Source organism: Ferruginibacter albus, from assembly GCF_020042285.1.
GTDB classification, from domain to species: domain Bacteria; phylum Bacteroidota; class Bacteroidia; order Chitinophagales; family Chitinophagaceae; genus Ferruginibacter; species Ferruginibacter albus.
Window position 1 is genome coordinate 3577562 of the sequence record NZ_CP083388.1, and the last position, 18498, is coordinate 3596059.

General features: G+C 36.2%; 18 protein-coding genes. 9 read left to right on the forward strand and 9 right to left on the reverse strand.

The annotated features are described in order from the left end of the window. Positions 1-63 precede the first annotated feature (63 nt). A complete protein-coding gene (gene polA / locus K9M53_RS15285; protein ID WP_224016549.1) occupies positions 64-2898 on the forward strand; it encodes a DNA polymerase I in 2835 nt (944 codons plus the stop codon). Between the two features lie 76 nt (positions 2899-2974). Further along, positions 2975-3619, forward strand: a complete 645-nt coding sequence (locus tag K9M53_RS15290) for a DsbA family protein (RefSeq protein ID WP_224016550.1) — start codon at positions 2975-2977, stop codon at positions 3617-3619. Between the two features lie 221 nt (positions 3620-3840). On the opposite strand, the gene K9M53_RS15295 is transcribed toward K9M53_RS15290, so the two are convergent. From K9M53_RS15295 to K9M53_RS15310, 4 genes are read right to left on the reverse strand one after another with little or no spacing between them, the layout of a single operon-like run. Continuing rightward, entirely contained in the window at positions 3841-4299 is a 459-nt protein-coding gene (locus tag K9M53_RS15295; protein WP_224016551.1) for a hypothetical protein, read from the reverse strand. Beyond that, on the reverse strand, positions 4296-4616 hold the full coding sequence (locus tag K9M53_RS15300; protein ID WP_224016552.1) for a hypothetical protein: 321 nt from the start codon (positions 4614-4616) through the stop codon (positions 4296-4298). Before K9M53_RS15300 ends, K9M53_RS15295 begins: the two co-directional genes overlap by 4 nt. Continuing rightward, positions 4606-5172 carry an RNA polymerase sigma factor gene (locus K9M53_RS15305; protein ID WP_224016553.1) on the reverse strand — a complete coding sequence of 189 codons (567 nt, stop codon included), beginning with the start codon at positions 5170-5172 and terminating at the stop codon, positions 4606-4608. Before K9M53_RS15305 ends, K9M53_RS15300 begins: the two co-directional genes overlap by 11 nt. A gap of 29 nt (positions 5173-5201) precedes the next feature. Then, on the reverse strand, positions 5202-8045 hold the full coding sequence (locus tag K9M53_RS15310; protein WP_224016554.1) for an outer membrane beta-barrel protein: 2844 nt from the start codon (positions 8043-8045) through the stop codon (positions 5202-5204). A 214-nt stretch (positions 8046-8259) separates the two neighbouring features. On the opposite strand from K9M53_RS15310, the gene K9M53_RS15315 reads away from it, so the two are divergent. Together K9M53_RS15315 and K9M53_RS15320 are read left to right on the forward strand one after the other, a co-directional pair. Next, the gene (locus K9M53_RS15315; RefSeq protein WP_224016555.1) at positions 8260-8769 is read left to right on the forward strand and encodes a DUF5606 family protein; all 510 of its coding nucleotides are present in this window, start codon (positions 8260-8262) and stop codon (positions 8767-8769) included. Positions 8770-8853: 84 nt separating this feature from the next. Next, positions 8854-10569, forward strand: a complete 1716-nt coding sequence (locus tag K9M53_RS15320; RefSeq protein WP_224016557.1) for a M3 family oligoendopeptidase — start codon at positions 8854-8856, stop codon at positions 10567-10569. On the opposite strand, the gene K9M53_RS15325 is transcribed toward K9M53_RS15320, so the two are convergent. Together K9M53_RS15325 and K9M53_RS15330 are read right to left on the reverse strand one after the other, a co-directional pair. Beyond that, complete coding sequence (locus tag K9M53_RS15325; RefSeq protein ID WP_224016558.1) at positions 10570-10986, reverse strand: Fur family transcriptional regulator; 417 nt, start codon at positions 10984-10986, stop codon at positions 10570-10572. It abuts the gene before it with no gap. A 26-nt stretch (positions 10987-11012) separates the two neighbouring features. Then, positions 11013-11744, reverse strand: coding sequence for an SCO family protein (locus K9M53_RS15330; RefSeq protein WP_224016559.1), 732 nt, complete (start codon positions 11742-11744; stop codon positions 11013-11015). Positions 11745-11901: 157 nt separating this feature from the next. Here K9M53_RS15330 and K9M53_RS15335 point away from each other — a divergent pair, with 157 nt between their 5' ends. Then, on the forward strand, positions 11902-12300 hold the full coding sequence (locus tag K9M53_RS15335; protein WP_224016560.1) for a MerC domain-containing protein: 399 nt from the start codon (positions 11902-11904) through the stop codon (positions 12298-12300). Here the strand turns inward: K9M53_RS15335 and K9M53_RS15340 are convergent. Then, positions 12297-12521: a hypothetical protein gene (locus K9M53_RS15340; protein WP_224016561.1), complete on the reverse strand. Its 225-nt coding sequence runs from the start codon at positions 12519-12521 to the stop codon at positions 12297-12299. The two genes, K9M53_RS15335 and K9M53_RS15340, sit on opposite strands and share 4 nt — an antisense overlap. A 48-nt stretch (positions 12522-12569) precedes the next feature. After that, positions 12570-13328: a glycoside hydrolase family 25 protein gene (locus K9M53_RS15345; RefSeq protein WP_224016562.1), complete on the reverse strand. Its 759-nt coding sequence runs from the start codon at positions 13326-13328 to the stop codon at positions 12570-12572. Between the two features lie 160 nt (positions 13329-13488). Between K9M53_RS15345 and K9M53_RS15350 the strand changes: the two genes are divergently transcribed. The 4 genes from K9M53_RS15350 to K9M53_RS15365 all read left to right on the forward strand — a co-directional run bounded on the left by K9M53_RS15350 (position 13489) and on the right by K9M53_RS15365 (position 17651). Beyond that, positions 13489-14517, forward strand: a complete 1029-nt coding sequence (locus K9M53_RS15350) for a radical SAM/SPASM domain-containing protein (RefSeq protein WP_224016563.1) — start codon at positions 13489-13491, stop codon at positions 14515-14517. A 47-nt stretch (positions 14518-14564) separates the two neighbouring features. After that, complete coding sequence (locus K9M53_RS15355; protein ID WP_224016564.1) at positions 14565-15017, forward strand: MarR family winged helix-turn-helix transcriptional regulator; 453 nt, start codon at positions 14565-14567, stop codon at positions 15015-15017. Between the two features lie 451 nt (positions 15018-15468). Beyond that, positions 15469-16977 carry an RNA polymerase factor sigma-54 gene (gene rpoN / locus K9M53_RS15360; protein ID WP_224016565.1) on the forward strand — a complete coding sequence of 503 codons (1509 nt, stop codon included), beginning with the start codon at positions 15469-15471 and terminating at the stop codon, positions 16975-16977. After that, positions 16974-17651, forward strand: coding sequence for a hypothetical protein (locus tag K9M53_RS15365; RefSeq protein WP_224016567.1), 678 nt, complete (start codon positions 16974-16976; stop codon positions 17649-17651). Before rpoN ends, K9M53_RS15365 begins: the two co-directional genes overlap by 4 nt. A gap of 86 nt (positions 17652-17737) precedes the next feature. Here K9M53_RS15365 and K9M53_RS15370 read toward each other — a convergent pair whose 3' ends face one another. Continuing rightward, positions 17738-18469 (reverse strand): murein L,D-transpeptidase catalytic domain family protein, encoded by a 732-nt coding sequence (locus K9M53_RS15370; protein WP_224016569.1) that lies wholly within the window; start codon positions 18467-18469, stop codon positions 17738-17740. Between the last annotated feature and the right edge of the window lie 29 nt (positions 18470-18498).

Sequence of the window (18498 nt, forward strand, 5' to 3'; positions counted from 1 at the left end):
GCTGAGCGTTGCCTCGGTTTAACATGGTTTTTATATGAAGGCTTATTGTTTTAATTTTATCCCATGCAGAAAAAATTATTTTTACTAGATGCCTATGCGCTGGTGTTCAGAGCATACTATGCTTTAATTCGGAGCCCTCGCATTACCAGCACAGGACGCAATACCAATGCGCAATTCGGCTTTACCAATACGCTCATCGATCTGTTGAATAACCAAAAGCCGACGCACATGGCAGTATGTTTTGATACACATGCACCCACTGAACGTCACACCGATTTTGCCGATTATAAGGCCAATCGCCAGGAAACCCCGGAAGACATTCGTTCGGCAGTTCCTGATATAAAAAAGATAATTGAAGGATTTAATATTCCTGTTGTAGCCATGGATGGCTATGAAGCAGACGATGTGATCGGCGCATTAGCTAAACAGGCAGAAAAAGCAGGATATGAAGTGTACATGGTTACCCCTGATAAAGATTACGGGCAATTGGTTTCTGAAAATATTAAAATATATAAACCACCTTACCAGGGCAGTGATTTTGAAATATTAGGACCTGCAGAAGTTTGCGCCAAATGGGATATCGAAAATGTAAACCAGGTAATTGATATTTTAGGATTGATGGGAGATAGTGTTGATAATATTCCCGGTATACCGGGAGTGGGAGAAAAAACAGCAGCCAAGTTGTTAAAAGAATATCACTCATTGGAAGGCGTACTCGAAAACGCAGCTGCTATAAAAGGTAAATTGGGCGAAAAAATTGCAGCAGGTAAAGACCTTGCCATTATGAGTAAAAAGCTGGCAACAATCATTACCAATGTTCCGGTTGAATTTCATGAAGAAGATTTTTGTATAAAAGAAAAAAACATTGATGCATTAAAAGAAATTTTCACTGAGCTGGAATTTAAAACCTTAGGCAAGCGCTTGTTGGGAGCCGATTTTACTATAGTAGAATCGAAATCAGGAGAAACCCGACCGGCAGCCGCACAACAAATAGATCTATTCGGAAATATTATTGAGACTGCTACACCTGAGCCTCCATCACAGGTGGAAGAAATACATCCGTTAGGTGGTGGCGGTGCAACTATTCATAACACTCCACACGAGTATTTTTTAATCGATACCAAACATCTTGTTTCAGAATTAATTGAAAAGCTAGGCAAGCAAACAGAAATTTGTTTTGATACAGAGACCACCGGCATCGATGCAAACAACGCAGAATTAGTGGGCTTAAGTTTTTCATATCAGCCCGGCGAAGCCTATTATATTCCGTGTCCCGCTAATCAGGATGAAACAAAAGAATTGCTTAAAAACTTTGAGCCGCTTTTCAACAATGAAAAAATTACCTGGATAGGACAAAACATAAAGTACGATCTGTTGATGCTGAAATGGTATGGCATAGAGCTAAAAGGAAATATTTTTGATACCATGCTGGTACATTATGTTGTAGAACCCGACGGCAAACGTGGAATGGATGATCTAAGCGCAAAATATCTGGGTTACGAACCGGTACATATTGAAGAATTGATCGGTAAAAAAGGAAAAACGCAAGGCAATATGCGTGATGTAGAGATTGAAAAAATTAAAGACTACGCGGCTGAAGATGCAGACATCACACTTCAATTAAAACATATTTTATTGCCTGAGTTAAAAGAAAAAGAAGTAGAGAAGGTTTTTTATGAAGTAGAAAATCCATTGGTGAAAGTGCTGACAGATATGGAATTTGAAGGAATTAAAATTGATGAAGATTTTTTGCTTCAATATTCAAAAGAGCTGGAAAAAGAAGCAAAGAAAAGTGAAGAAAGCGTTTATGCGTTAGCGGGAGTTCGTTTTAATTTGGCTTCTCCAAAACAATTAGGTGAAGTATTGTTTGATAAATTACAGCTCGACACCTCAGCAAAAAAAACAAAAACAGGACAATACCAAACGGGTGAAGATGTTTTATTAAAGCTGGCTGCAAAAGGTCATCAAATCTGCGATGATATTTTAAACTTTCGTGAGCTTACTAAATTAAAATCCACTTATGTAGATGCATTACCGCAAATGATCAATCGCAAAACAGGCAGAGTGCACACCAGTTATGCGCAGGCGGTTGCAGTTACCGGTCGTTTGAGCAGCAACAATCCTAATTTACAAAACATTCCTATTCGTACTGAAAAAGGAAGAGAGATACGCAAAGCATTTATTCCAAGAGATAAAGATCACGTATTGGTAAGTGCCGATTACTCGCAAATTGAATTACGCATTGTTGCCGGTATTAGCGGTGATGTGAACATGAGCGAAGCCTTTAAAACAGGCAAAGACATTCACACTGCAACAGCAGCAAAGGTTTTTAATGTAGAAGAAAAAGATGTGACCAAAGAAATGCGTTACAAAGCTAAAAGCGTGAATTTCGGAATTATTTACGGACAAGGCGCTTTTGGTTTAGCCGAAAATTTAGGCATCTCAAGAACAGAAGCAAAAGAGATCATCGACAATTACAAAAAACAATTTCCTGCTATCCAGCAATACATGGATAACACCATCAACTTTGCAAGAGAAAATGGATACGTTGAAACGCTGATGGGGCGCAAACGCTGGCTACGTGATATTAACAGCGCCAACTTTACCGTTCGTGGTTTTGCAGAGCGAAATGCCATCAACTCTCCCATACAAGGTACTGCTGCCGATATGATCAAGCTGGCGATGATAAAAATTCATGAAGAATTTAAAAAGCAAAACTTCCAATCAAAAATGCTGTTACAAGTACATGATGAATTGGTATTTGATGCACATAAAGATGAAGTAGAAATAATAAAGCCCGTTATTCTGCATTGTATGCAAACGGCATTGGCATTGCCCGGCAATATTCCTACTGATGCAGAAGTGGGTGTTGGCGAAAACTGGTTGGCAGCACATTAAATACGTAAATGGTCAATGGTGTATTGTTCGTTAGATCTCTTTCACTTTTTACCATCCACAAATAATTATTTTATTTATGAAGCCTATTCTGATTTATTGTTATGATGCTTACTGTGGCTGGTGTTACGGCTTTAGTCCTGTAATGAAAAAGATTGCCGAAGAGTATAAAAATGACCTGGATATAGAAGTTTTAAGTGGAGGAATGTTTATCGGCGAATCGAAAATGCCCATTGAAAAAATTGCAGGTTTTATTAAAGATGCATATAAAAGAGTAGAAGATTTAACAGGAATAACATTTGGTGAGGATTTTTTATGGCATATTAATAACCCCGATAAAAGTGATTGGGTAATGAATTCGGAAAAACCTGCTATCGCTCTTTGCATATTTAAAGAATATTACCCCGAAAAACAGTTAGACTTTGCAAGCGATCTGCAATACGCTTTGAATTTTGAAGGCAGGGACCTTGATGATGATGAAGCATATCGTCATCTATTAGAAAAATATGCTGTTACTGCAGAAGATTTTTATGCCAAGCTACACAGCAACGAATTTAAGGAACAGGCTTATTATGAATTTAATTTGTGCAAGCAATTAAACGTGAGCGGTTTTCCTTGTGTGTTTTTGCAAAAAGACGAATCGAAGTTTTATATGTTGGCAAACGGCTTTACCGACTACGAAACAGTAAAAGATCGATTAGGAAAAGTTTTAGACAAGAAATAATATGGTACTGATCGATGCGTGAGGGATTGAAGCGGAAATACTTTTTGCGAGGCACGAAGCAAAAAGATTGGAGCGTAAAGCCCGACCCCTTGCGTTAGCTTAGGGGGCCACGCCACAAAAAAATAGTCCCGCTGAAAGCGAGACTACTTAAAAATAATCAAAACCAAAAACCCTTATCCCACCCATTTGACGACAGCTTATAAAAAAACCGTCGGGTAGTTTTATGGTTTTTGGCACATAATTTTATAAAAAGAGGTATCAAATTTTGGCATTTGTTCAGGTGTACAAAGCGCCCTGATATCTTTTATATATTGAAAAAACCGCAATTCTAATATTTTATGCTTGGTCAGTGAATGAGCCACCATTGCATTCATTACAGAATCGTTGAAATTGCCGGAACCCATTTGTCTGAATTCTTCTTTTTTATCCTGGCGCATTTCTTCCAATGTAGCTTTAAATTGAGTTGACTGTGACTGGCTTAATGAATCAAAACGCTTCATTTGCTCGGCGGAAAAATTCATTTTTGTTCTCAAAAATTCAGGTATCGCAGCTTTAATATTTCCCCGGATGCTGCCCTTTTCTTCTTTACCCAAAATAAAAAACAGCATAGTGGCGATATTGATAAGTAACAATACTACAATAATGATCACCAGTGTTTTATTATTAGAACGAGCTATCATGGTTGTGGATTTTGAATAGTGATAGCAACAGAAGGCAGATCGCCGCTGGTAACAAGTTCAGCAGGCTGGCTGGCGTTTTTTGCCCGATTAATATTGATAAAAATTACCGCCGCATTCAATACCAGCATCAGGCTTAAACCTACGATAGCAATAGATGGGCGACTGAAAAGCTTGCCGATCCTTTCCCAATAAGTTTCTTTAACTTCCTCCAATCTTGCCATTATTCTTGTAAACAAAAATGGCTTAGGCTCTGCTCTTACTGCATCGTTAACACTGTCCAGTGTTACATCGATCTTTGATTGAATATTACTTTTCATTTTCTAAATAATATTTTTCCAACACACGTTTTAAATTATTTTTTGCCCGCTGCATTAACGATTCCGTTGCATATAATGTTGTGTTCAATACTTCTGCTACTTCCTGGTAACTTAATCCTTCCAGCTTATGCAACGTAAATGCGATACGCTGTTTTTCGGGTATTTGCTTCAATGCTTTGAACAACTCACCCGCCTGTTCTTTTTTTTCTGCCACCACCCCCGGATGATGAAAATCCGGCGGATGTATTTCATCTTCTCCAAACAAGCTTTTTACAAAAGCAAATCGCTTTTTTCTTTTTTTCTTCCGTTCATGATCTAAAGATTTGGTGATAACAATTCTATAGATCCAGGTAGATAATTTCGCTTCGTTCCTAAATGAGTGTATCGACTGGTACACCTGCACAAATGTTTCCTGTGCAATATCTTCTGCGTCTTCGGCACTTTGTACAATACCAATAGCGGTGTTATACACCATGTTTTGCCAGGTTTCTACAATGTGTTTAAACGCCAGCTCATCCCCTTTTTTTAATCGTACAATTAGTTCCTGTTGGTCCAAAGCATGTGGTTTGCTCGCTTTAAAATTAACTAAAACGAGGGAATATTTCCTGCACCGCCATGAAAACCGCCACCACCGCTGCCTCCTCTAAAATTACCCTGCTCTTTTGCAGGCGGCGTTCCAAACGATTTTAGCTTGTACGTGAATGTTAACATAAAGTATTGTTGCAACACTAAGTTCCTGTCATCTTCAATAGATTTTTCACTAACCGTTCTGCTGATGCTTTGATTTTGTTTCAAGAGATCAAACACTGACAACTTCAGTTCTCCACGTTGATCTGCCAGGAATTTTTTTCCCATCGCTACATTCCATAACCAATACGATTGATTTAACCCTGCTGTAAGTCCGCTGTAAGCCTGTAGCGAGAGGTCGTTTTGTAAAAACCATCCTTTTTTGTCTAACAGGTTAAATTTTATACCTGCTGTTTGCGAAAAATAATTGTTGTTCAATTCTGTTTCTTTCTCATTTCTTGCCACATTAATGCCGGCAGAGTACGACAAAGTGAAATCAACATACTGGCTTACATTACTTGCTACTACCACACCAGCATTGTAATTGTAATTATTAGTAAAGCTCGGATTACCCTGAACTACTACCGGTGTTCTTGTTAAAGACAGTCCTGCATTTAAGTTAATATTCGATTTTAGTGCCTTTAATGGAAATCCATACGTAAAAAATGAACGCATACTTACATAGCCATCCAAATTGGTGGGCCTTGTTATCTGTGCTCCTTTAAAATACAGTGTATCATTATTATAAACAGAATCTGCGGTAGCAATAGTAGAAGCGTTACCAATATAATTATTGTATTGTTGCAAATAAATATTGGCAAAAAAGCTATTGCTTTTATCCGTGTTAGAATAAGTATATCTAAAGCTAAGCGTATTGCCCACCTGTTGTTTTAGATCAGGATTACCTGTTGTAACAAATAATGGGTTGGCATTATTAATTACATTTTGCAGTTGACTAATGGATGGTGCAGATGTGGACATACGATAAAACAAACGGATGTTGGCTTTAGCAGATACTTTTTTCCGCCACATTAAATTAGGCAATACATTGTCAAACGATTTATGAATGTTGCCTGCAAATGGAAATATTTTATCGCTGTTCAATAACGTATATTGATAGTTAGCGCCGACAGAGAACATTTCGTTTTTATCTCCTAAGCGATAAGACACGCCTCCATTTTGAGATGAAACGGTATTTTCAAAATTGTTCGATAAGCTGGTATCCATATCAGCGTACTTGCTTAAAGAATTATCATAATTAAAAACATCCGCAGTTGATTTGTTTTTTGAATACGAAGGAGAATAGTTTAGCTGCAGCTGTCCCTTTTTACCTAGCGGTTCCGTATATGCCACATTTCCCGAAAGCTGATAGCCGCTCGTTTTATTATTGCTGTATCGATTTACCGAATCTTCTATATTGTTGATGTAATCTGTATTATTTGTTTGCAGGTAGCTATCTCTGTCATTTTTGTTAAGCCCGGTGGTAACACTTAAAGAAAGCGTTCTTCCTTTTTTAGCAAAAGCGTGGCGATATAAAATATTATTGTTAAGATTATATCCGGATGCATCGGAATGAGAATTGCTCAGCAAGGCATTCGTTAATGAGTTTACATCGGTAACATAATATGTTGCATTGGAGTTATTAAATCCATTATTGTTTTGAAAGCTAAGTGTAGGCGTTATTAATAATGAATTGGAGGAATCGATCTTATAATCAAATCGAAAATTAACCCGGTGATTCCAGTTTTTAGAATCGGAATTGGATGTTTGATCTTCAAAACTGCTGCTGTCGTTTGCTAATAAATATTGCGTATGCGAAGTTTGATTATTTACATTGTTGCCATAATTGAAAAAATAACTTCCTTGTACATCTAATTTCTTTCCCCAGGTATCGGTAAAGTTTATTCCTATTGCATTTGTAGTATTAATGCCGCTTTGTGCACCAATGGCAGGAACGCCGCCGCCTCTTCCTCCTCTTCCGCCGCCACTGCCAAAGCCCAAGAGATCCTGTGATGAAAAGTTTTGTTGATTAACATTGTTGAACAATCCTACTATTGAAATTCTTCTATCACCGTTAAAGAAATTTACATTACCGCCTGCATTGTACCTTTGGTCAGTTCCGTAACCTGCATATAAACGTCCAAACTGTCCGTTACGCATATTTGATTTTGTAACAATATTAATTGCCCGAACACTGCTGCCATCGTCAAAACCTGTAAAAGCAGCCTGGTCGCTCAGTTTATCAAACACTTGGATTTTATCTATGATTTCGGCCGGTAAATTTCTTAATGCGGCGGACGCATCATCACCAAAAAATTTCTTTCCATCTACTGTTACTGATTTTACCTGGTCTCCCTGTGCTGTTACCGTTCCGCTTTTATCAACAGTAACTCCCGGAAGTTTGGCCATCAATTCTTCTGCGGTTGCATCCGGGTTTGTTTTAAATTGACTGGCATTATATTGAATAGTATCTTGTTTTTGCTGTACGGGCGGTGTTTTTGCTGTAACAGTAACGCCTGTCAACTCTTCTCCTACCGATTTTGAAAATTCGATAGTGCCCAGATCTTTGTCGGTAGTATCAATAAATACCTGTTGGTCGATCCTGTCATATCCAACAAATGATATAAACAAATTATAAGATTGCTTAAGTTGCACATCATTTAAAATAAATGAACCGTCCTCTGCTGATACCACAGATATTTGCTTATGAAGAGAATCGGTTGATTCTATTTGTATAGTAGCTCCTGCAACTGGTGTTTTATCTGATTGATCAACCAATTTCCCTTTTAGGCTGCTAGTTTGTGCATTAGACTTTGCCGACATGAGATTAAAAATGAGGAAAAGGGCTAAAAGTTGTTTCATATTAAGTTTTGACGTCTGACTTACTGAGACGCTAATCTGTTTAAAATAAGGCGGTGAAAAACAAAATTAGTAACCCATTAACAAAAGATGCCAAAGAATATTCAGAAGGTTCATTGTTGTGAATGCTTCATTACGATTATCTTAAACAAAATGCCGATTAAACGGGTTTAGGGGGCTTTTTTATTTATATTTGCTACCCACAAATTTTAAAATTATGGAATATAGCAAATTAGTATCTGTATCCGGATTAGGCGGATTGTTTGAATTGATTTCTTCAAAGGCTGATGGAGGCGTTGTACGCTCACTGGAAGATAAAAGCACAAAATTTGTAAGTACCCGCTTACATCGTTTTTCTCATTTGGAAAGCATAGAGATCTATACTACAAAAGAAAATGTTAACCTGGTAGAAATTTTTGATGCTATAAAAGCAAGCAAAGAAAAATTGCCTGATGCAAAGGCTGATAATAAAACATTACAGGATTATTTTAAAAAAGTATATCCTGATATGGATTTTGAAAGGGTATATGTAAGCGATATGAAGAAAATGATCAAATGGTATGAAATTTTAACGGCTAACAATGTTGAAATAAAACTATCTGAAAATGTAGAAGGAGAGGTTGCTGCTGAAACAAAAACCAATCAACCGAAAGTAGCCAGCAATTCGCAAACAACGGTTAAAAATGCACCGGCTAAAAAGATAAATGCGCCACGTAAAATGGCATAATAAATTATAAAAATCAAATAACAAATTCCAAATTAGTAGATTATTACGATCTGTAATTTGGAATTTTAAATTTGGAGTTTAACCATGTATACAGCAGACATAAAAAAGATCGAACGCCACTTTGTTCCGAAAGATTTTGTAGTTACCGACTGGCAAAGTATTGAGCCTTTCTTTCAAAATTTGAACGATAGAAATATCGATACCAAGGAAGCATTGGAACAATGGCTAAAAGACATGAGTGAACTGGAAGCTGTAGTAAGCGAAGATGCCTGCTGGCGCCAGATAAAAATGACCTGCGACACAGAGAACAAACAACTGGAAGATGCTTTTAATTTTTTCTGTCTTGAAATTCAACCTAAAATTCAGCCATATACCGATCTGCTAAATAAAAAATTAGTGAACAGTTCTTTGATAAACGAGCTGGATAAAGAAAAATATTTTACCTATCTGCGTTCCATGCGTAAAAGCATTGAATTATTCAGACAAGAGAATATTTCACTGCAAGCAGAGCTTTCCGTTTTGCAGCAGCATTACGGAATGATAACTGGAAAAATGACTGTAACCGTTAATGGCAAAGAATACACGTTGCAACAAGCAGGTAAATTCCTTCAAAGTCATGATAGAGATTTACGCGAAGATGTTTATCGGAAAATAAATGAAAGAAGATTACAGGATAAGGAGACACTGAATAATTTATACAACCAACTAATTGAAAAACGTCATCAGTTAGCGATAAATGCAGGCTTCGAAAACTATCGTGACTACCGTTTTAAAGAACTGGGAAGGTTTGATTATACTAAAGAAGATTGCTTTCAATTTCACGAAGCCGTAAAACAATATGCGTTACCGCTAGTTAATATTATCTATCAAAAGAAAAAAGAAAAATTAAGTCTGGACAACTTGCGCCCCTGGGATGTAGAAGCAGAGCCCGAAGGCACACAAGCTTTACATCCATTTGAGACAGGAAGTGAACTGATCAATAAATCGATTGAATGCTTTACAAAGCTTCGTCCCTTTTTTGGCGATTGTTTGAAAAAGATGAACGAAATAAAACATTTCGACCTGGAAAGCAGGAAGGGTAAGGCTCCCGGCGGATATAACTGTCCTTTGGCAGAAAGCGGAGCTCCATTTATTTTTATGAATGCTTCCGGTCAAATGCATGATCTAACTACAATGGTTCATGAAGGCGGTCATGCCGTGCATTCTTTCTTGTCCCATCCATTAGAGTTAACAGGATTTAAAGAATATCCGATGGAAATTGCAGAAGTGGCAAGTATGGCGATGGAGCTTTTTAGTATGGATTATTGGAATGATTTTTTTACAAGCAACGAAGAACTAAAAAGAGCAAAAGAACAACAACTGGAAAGAGTGATCACTATTTTTCCATGGATAGCGATCATAGATAAATTTCAACATTGGGTATACGAAAACCCAAAGCATACTGCTGAAGAAAGAACTGCTGCATGGATGAGCATTACAGATGAATTTAAAGACAGCATTATTGATTATAGCGGATTAGATGAATATCGCCGCAACGGCTGGCAGCGTCAATTGCATTTATTTGAAGTTCCTTTTTATTATATCGAATATGGTATTGCCCAGTTAGGCGCCATTGGCATGTGGAAACAATACAAAGAGAATAAAGAACAGGCCTTAGACAACTATTGTAATGCGTTAAGCCTGGGCGGTACAAAAACATTGCCTGAATTATATAATACAGCAGGATTAAAATTCGATTTCAGCCCGGCTACTATTAAAACGTTAATGGATTTTGTAAAAAACGAGATGGACAAAATATAATTAACGGCAATCGTGACACACGCCGCTAACTACCATTTCTGAATGATCAGGTTTAAAGCCCTTCGGTAACTTAACATCAGGAACAGTTACATCATCTAAACAAATTGTTTTATTACATTCATTACAAACAAAATGTACATGGTTATCATGATGATGCCCTGCTTCGCAATCCTGTTTACACAAAGCGTATAAAATAGAATTATCAGTAGTAGGTATATGATGAATGATCCCTTTTTCAACAAAGGTTTGCAAGGTGCGGTAAACAGTTACTCTATCAAATGATGCTCCTGTTTCTTTTTCAATATCTGAATGAGCCAAAGCTCCGGGGCTTTTTAAAAAAAGCTCAAGAATTATTTTTCGCCCATCAGTTACACTAAGCTGATTCTTTTTTAATATGGATAAAACATTTATGTCCATGCTGCAAAGTTACCACTATTTAAATTTTAATTAGGCGTATTGCTAAAGCCATTTGCCAGGTTTGCATTAGGCGCTTTTTCATTTAACAAGCCTTTAATATCCTTCAGCAATTTTTGGATCTCATCTTCTTTCAAACCATCATAAATACCACGCACGTGGCGTTGTTTATCTACCAATGCAAATAATTGTGTATGGATGAATTGCTCGGAAATATTTTGTGTAGTATCTCTTTCAGATTTATCTATTAAATAGCTATGTTTTGCCAGGTCGTACAACATCGCTTTATCTCCCGTAAGAAACAACCAATTCGTAGAAAGATCTGGCGGTAATTTATTTCCTGCTGTACTTTCATCGGCTTTAACCTGGTATTCACCATCATCATTTTTCACTAATGTTCCGGTTAGCATTTTATATTCATACTTTTTCAATTGTTCTACACTGTCCGTTTCAGGCATACAAGTGTGTGATAAGATCATAAATCGTTTATCATCTTTGTAAACATCATACACTCTCCGCATATTGGCATTCATTTTAGGGCAAATGGCTTTACAGGTTGTAAAAAAATATTCCGCCACATACACTTTCCCTTCTACATTTTTTTCTGTTATTGTTTTCCCGTTTTGATCAATAAAGGAAAAATTTTGCAAGTGATCATTAATAACCTTTAAATCGGATTGAGAAAAATCTTTGTATAAAAAAAGATAAAAGCCTGTAAGCAACAGAGCAAAAAAACCAAAATAGATCAACCACTTTTTCATTCGGAAAATTTTTGCAAAGGTAAGCAGAGCTTTTTTCTCACAAATCTTAGAAAACAACGTGTTCCTGCTTTGTGATCTTTTTTCTTTGCTAGACATATTTAACAATCACGAGGCGCAATAGTTTGCAACATTATTGCAAATATTGTATATTTGCTCCATGGATAATAACGGGTTAAAAGTTAACTGGGATGTAATGGGTATTACTGCTTCGGTGCTCTGCGCTATTCATTGTGCATTACTACCCGTAATTGTTACCACACTTCCTGTATTTGGAATAAATATTATCCACAACACCCGCTTTGAATGGGGTATGATCGCGTTGGCATTTTTTGTAGGCTCTTTTGCATTAATTCACGGGTATATAAAACATCATCGTTCATTAATGCCTGTTTGGGTATTTACTTTTGGATTTGTGTTTTTATTATTGAAGCAATTTTTTCATGCATTTGAATACTGGTTTTTAGCCCCGGCAGTTATATTGGTTGTGTCTGCTCATTTTTATAATTTCCGTTTATGCAGACAAACAAAATGTGAGTCATCGCATCATAAGCACTAAAGTTTTCCCTTCCACTTTTTATAAAAATAAAACAGTAACAATCCAAGACTGATCAAAAACCATGCGTAGAAAATATAGTTAGCTAGTGAAGGCTTATCCTCGTAAAAAGCCCAATTAAAATAAATTCCTATTGTCATATTTACCAATAACCACAGCATGCCCATCGAAAGCGTTTGAATAATACGCAACAAAAACTCTTTTACTTCGGGCTCCATGCTCATACTGGTAAAATTTACAACAATGAAGTTCGTAATTAAATCAGTAATATTTTATTTGATCAATAATGAATTAAATGCAGTAGAATCTCCATTAAAAACATTAAAATCTACATTTCCGTCAATACCATTCACATGCCCGGTTTGACTGTGTTGCCAAAGTATCCATTTATTGTCTGTTCCGGGTTTATCTGCATCAACGTAATTAGCAATCCATACAGGGTAATCATCAAAATTTCCTGCAAGGTATTGTTCATAAAAATTTACATTAGAGTAGATAATTGGCTTTATATGATAAGCACTATCAACAGTGGTCAACCATTCCTTTAAATCCTTTATTAATTGTTTTGAGCTTGACTCTCCAATATCTTCAATATCCAATACAGGTGGCAGATCATTTGTTTTTAAGTTTACAATAGCAATAAAGTTCTGAGCCTGCAACCTGGGATTTAACCCTGCATTAAAATAATGATAAGCCCCAACAACAAGCCCAGCGTCTCTCGCTTCATTCCAATTGCTAAAAAAATTTTTATCCACCCTATCTGTGCCTTCCGTTGCTTTGATAAAACTAAATTGTAATCGTATGTTATTGTATTCCATTTGACTTACATCTTCCCAGTTAATAGAAGCCTGGTGATGACTCACATCTATTCCATGGATCAAATATTTTTTAGGCATTCGGATACCAAAGCCTTTGTATTTTTTATGTTGATAAGGAGCATTGGAAAAATAAAAAACAGTCATGCTGATTGCAGCCAGCATTAAAAATGTTAGTACATAAATATTTGCAGGTTTTTTATAATTGTTCAACATATTCAGCAGACTTTGTAAATATGCGAAAAACCTTCTTATTTATTTCTTAAAATTTAAGGAAATAATGAACTGGTAACGATTGCATTAAATTTTATTATTGACAGCAAGCTGACCAAAAGTGGGCATTAATTCAACTACATTTGTATTTCATTTACTGTGGATGCCCGATTTTAATTTAAATGATAGCATTAATTTTTTAAGCAAGCTTACCATAAAAAGAACCTGGAATGCCGCTAAAGTATTCAGCAGTTTTTATGCAGCCCGTTTATTTAAAAAGCCTTTGCAATGGGGCTATCCAATCTCTATTTCGTTTGAACCTACCACCAGTTGCAATCTTCGCTGCCCCGAATGCCCAAGTGGTTTAAGAGCCTTTACACGACCTACCGGCATGTTACAAAAAGATTTTTTCAGAACTACCATCGATGAAATTCATAAAGAGCTTTTATACCTCATTTTTTATTTCCAGGGCGAGCCGTTTTTAAATCCCGATTTTTTGGAAATGGTGAAATATGCTGCTTCCAAAAAAATATACACAGCTACCTCTACCAATGCACATTACTTAACGGATGAAGTGGCAAAACGAACTGTTGAAAGTGGCTTAGACAGATTGATCATTTCTATTGATGGAACAACACAGGAAGTGTATCAACAATACCGTGTAGGAGGCAAGCTGGAAAAGGTAATTGCCGGCGCAAAGAATATTGTAAAATGGAAAAAAGAATTAAACAGTAAAACACCATTTATATTCTTCCAGTTCCTGGTAGTAAAACCCAATCAACATCAAATTGAAGATATAAAAAAACTGGCCAAGGAAATTGGTGTGGATGAAGTTCGCTTTAAAACAGCGCAGGTATATGATTATGAAACAGACCCTAATCAATTAATTCCTGATATTGATAAATTCAGCCGTTACAAAAAAAATTCAACCGGCAACTATATTGCTAAAAATAAACTCTCGAATCACTGCTGGAAATTGCAACATGCTAATGTAATTACCTGGGATGGCTTGGTTGTTCCTTGCTGTTTCGATAAAGATGCTACTCACCAATTAGGTAACCTTAAGGAAAAGTCCTTTAAGGAAATATGGAAGGATGACAAATATCAACAATTTAGAACTCAGCTTAAGAAAAGTCGCAGAAATATTGATATTTGTGCTAATTGCAGCGAAGGAGCATCTGTTTGGAAATAAAATAAATCCTCTTTATTCTGCTCTTTATTTATCCCGAAGGTTATTATATGAGTATAGAAAAAGACATCAACCAAACTAAATTCAGGAACGAGTACCAAAAGTCCATGGTAAATTTAATTTATACCTATAATTGGATGACGGAGCAGTTGAAAGATGTATTTGGGAAAGAGAACCTGACCATGCAGCAGTATAATATATTACGTATTCTTCGCGGCAGCGATATTCCTTTATCTACTATGCAAATACGAGACCGCATGCTGGATAAAATGAGTGATACCAGCCGTATTGTTGACAGGTTAGTAATTAAAGGTTTGGCAAAAAAAATTGTTTCTAAAACAGATAAAAGATTGGTTGATATTACTATTACTACTAAAGGAAGAAAATCATTACATAAAATAGATCTACAGGAAAAAGAAGTAGATAAAATTGCGAACGCTCTTTCTGTTGCGGATGCACAAACATTAAATACCCTTTTAGATAAATTACGAAAATCAGAATAAGTTTCTTTTCATGATTGCTTGTTAATGCCTCGTTTATACGAGGCTTTTATTTTCCTTCAAGGTGGTTACAAGCTTCTAAACTTCCTAATCTAAAGCGAAAAGGAATTTTTGTAAATTTTTCAAATTTTATTTCTTGTTTGCAAAAAAACCCAAGATGCGTGGAATAAAAGTCGGGCGATAAATACACAGAAAAAGGGGGCGAATTAAGCTTGCTGTTATTTGATAACTTATTGATATCAAACAACTTATTATTTGTTTGACTTAATAGTAATATAGTCTTTTTTTGCGAAAAAACAGTGCTTTCCACAAAAATCATGCAAAAAAATAAAAAAATGCATTTTAACTTCACTTTCATATTGGTTTGTATGTAAATTTACGACAGAAACTGCTTACCCGGATTTATATACCAATACAAAAAAGCATGGATATCGGGTAGCATCAATTATTAAACATGGCACTTAGTCAGGGCTTACAGCAAAGATTGTTACAAAAACTGTCGCCACAACAAATTCAGTTAATGAAGTTGTTGCAGTTGCCTACTGCTATTTTGGAAGAAAGGATCAAGGAAGAATTAGAAGAAAACCCGGCACTGGAAACAGGAGATGAAGCAGAAGAAAAAGAAGAATTTGAAAATAGCACAGAAGAGTTTGAGACGGAAAGAGAAGAGGGCGACAATGAAGCTGATGATTTTGATTTGAACGGAAGCGAGAATGAATATGAACAAATAGATATTAGCGATTATGTACAGGAAGGTGACGATGAAATTGCTGATTATAAATTAAGAGATGATAATTATCCTGACACGGAAGACAACAAAGTAATTCCACACAAAATTGAAACAGGCTTTAATGAATTCATGCTGGAGCAATTAGGAATGCTTAATTTAAATGAACATCAGCATAGAATAGCAGAACAGATAATTGGCAACCTGGATGATGACGGTTATTTACGAAGAGACATTTCTGCTATAACAGACGATCTGGCTTTTCGTCAAAACATTCAAACTACAGATGAGGAGATTACCCAATTGCTTTTGCAAATTCAACAGTTTGATCCACCCGGCATAGGTGCCCGTAATTTACAGGAATGTTTATTGTTACAGCTGGAAAGAAAATCAAGCGAAGGAAGATCCATTGAACTAGCCATGAAAGTATTGGAAAAATACTTTGATGAGTTTACGAAAAAACATTACGAAAAAATTCAACGTGGATTAAACATATCCGATGAACAATTAAAAGATATTATTAACCAGATAATACGTTTAAATCCCAAACCCGGTAGTACTATTGGTGGTGCAAACAAAGGAGAAAGCTATATCATTCCTGATTTTTTCATCATTAATAATAACGGAAAATTAGAGCTGACGCTTAACAGTAAAAATGCTCCTGATCTTCGCATCAGCGAAGGTTATAGAGATATGCTGAAAGATTATGACCGTGGCAGCAAAAAAGACAGGCGCCAGAAAGAAGCCGTATTGTTCATCAAACAAAAAATTGATGCTGCAAAATGGTTTATTGATGCTATTAAACAACGACAACATACACTGATAAGCACTATGACTACTATAATGAATTATCAGTACGATTTTTTTATAACAGGCGATGAAACGGAATTACGCCCTATGATACTGAAAGACATTGCAGAAAAAACCAATTTAGATATCAGTACCGTAAGCCGTGTTGCCAACAGTAAATTTGTTCAAACAGAATTCGGCACCTATCGTTTAAAGTTTTTCTTCAGTGAAAGTTTACAAACCGATAGCGGAGAAGAAGTAAGCACACGTGAAGTGAAAAAAATATTGAGCGACCTGATAGAAGGAGAAAGCAAAAAACATCCTTTAAGCGACGAGCGCCTCACTGAACTTCTTCAGGAAAAAGGTTATAATATTGCACGCCGCACCGTTGCCAAATATAGAGAACAATTAAATGTTCCGGTTGCAAGATTAAGAAAAGAATTATGAGCTTAACATCATCTACCATCACAACCGAAACTGCTTACAACAATAAAAACTCTTTAGCTGGAAAAGTGTTTGCTACTTTGTTCTCTTACATATTTCACCCTTTGTTCATACCCTTGTATGTTACATTATTTGTAGCATTTGTACACCCCAATTATTTTTCGGGTTTTAGCGTATTGGCTAAAAAAAAGATTGTGTTGCTTATATCGTTTAATACCATACTTTTCCCAGCTGTCGTAGTATTGCTTTTAAAAGGGCTTGGTTTCAGCCGTTCCGTTTTTTTGCGAACGCAGAAGGATAGAATTATTCCTTACATCGCATCCATGACATTTTTTTTCTGGACCTACTATGTTTTGCGTGAACAAAATTATATTCCCAGGATATTGGTTGAGTTTATGTTTGGTGTTTTTATTGCTACGGCAGCTGCATTGCTCTTTAATATCTATCAAAAAATAAGCATGCATGCTATTGGCATGGGTGGATTGCTGGGAATCTTTTTTATCATCATGCAATCAAATACAATGCTTATGGCGTGGCCGGTATGTGTTGTTTTATTGATTAGCGGCGCTGTATGCACTTCTCGTTTATTAATCAGCGATCATTCTTCCAAAGAAATTTATACAGGCTTATTTGTAGGATTGGCCTGCCAGCTTATTGCATCTTTTGTTGTTAGTTAAAATGAAGATGCCCCGGCTATTAAACCGGAGCTTTCTTCGTTCATCTGTCGTGCCTAACAATTAAGGTTAGTAAAATGTTAGTGTATCTAACTTAGTCTACTGTTTAATATTTTTGAGCTTGTCAAGTATTTTTTTGTTGGATGGTATAAAAACAAACAGCTTCCGTTTTTAATGCAATCAATTATTTCTTTGCTGAATTCTAAAGGAACTGCGGGACAACCATAGCTTCTGCCTAAAAAACCTCTTTGCTGAATAAAATTTTCGCTTACATAATCAGACCCGTGCAATACTATCTGGCGCTTGTAGGCATTGTCATTAAATCCTTTTTCACAGCCTTTTAATCGTAATGAATACCCGTTGCCGCCAAAATAAGTGTCAGATGTTACATAAAATCCAAGGCTGCTTTCGTGCGAATTGGTGCTGTTTGAAAATTTGTTTGCATAGCCTGCTCCCGAATTATGTCCATGAGCTACCAACGTATTAAAAAGAATTCTTCCGGAAAGAATATCAAGTACAAACAATCTTTTTTCTGAAGAAGGTTTGCTGAAATCTACAATGGTTATAATATTTGTTTTGCTTAATAATTTTTTTTCTGAAAGAAAATTGTATCCCTTCATTGCATAACTAAATGCTTCTTTTGTAAGCCCGCTGGCCTGCAAATTCCATTGATCATAAATTGATGAGATATTGGTTACAACAGAAGGATTTGCTATTCCTTTTTCCTGCTGAAAAGCTCCTGCTTTAAAATCAGGGTTTGCAACAGAAAGCGCAAACATGAGATGTATTGCTGCAAAAGGGTAACAAATAAATTTCAACATTTCACAAGGTTTTTCAGATATCAGCCATT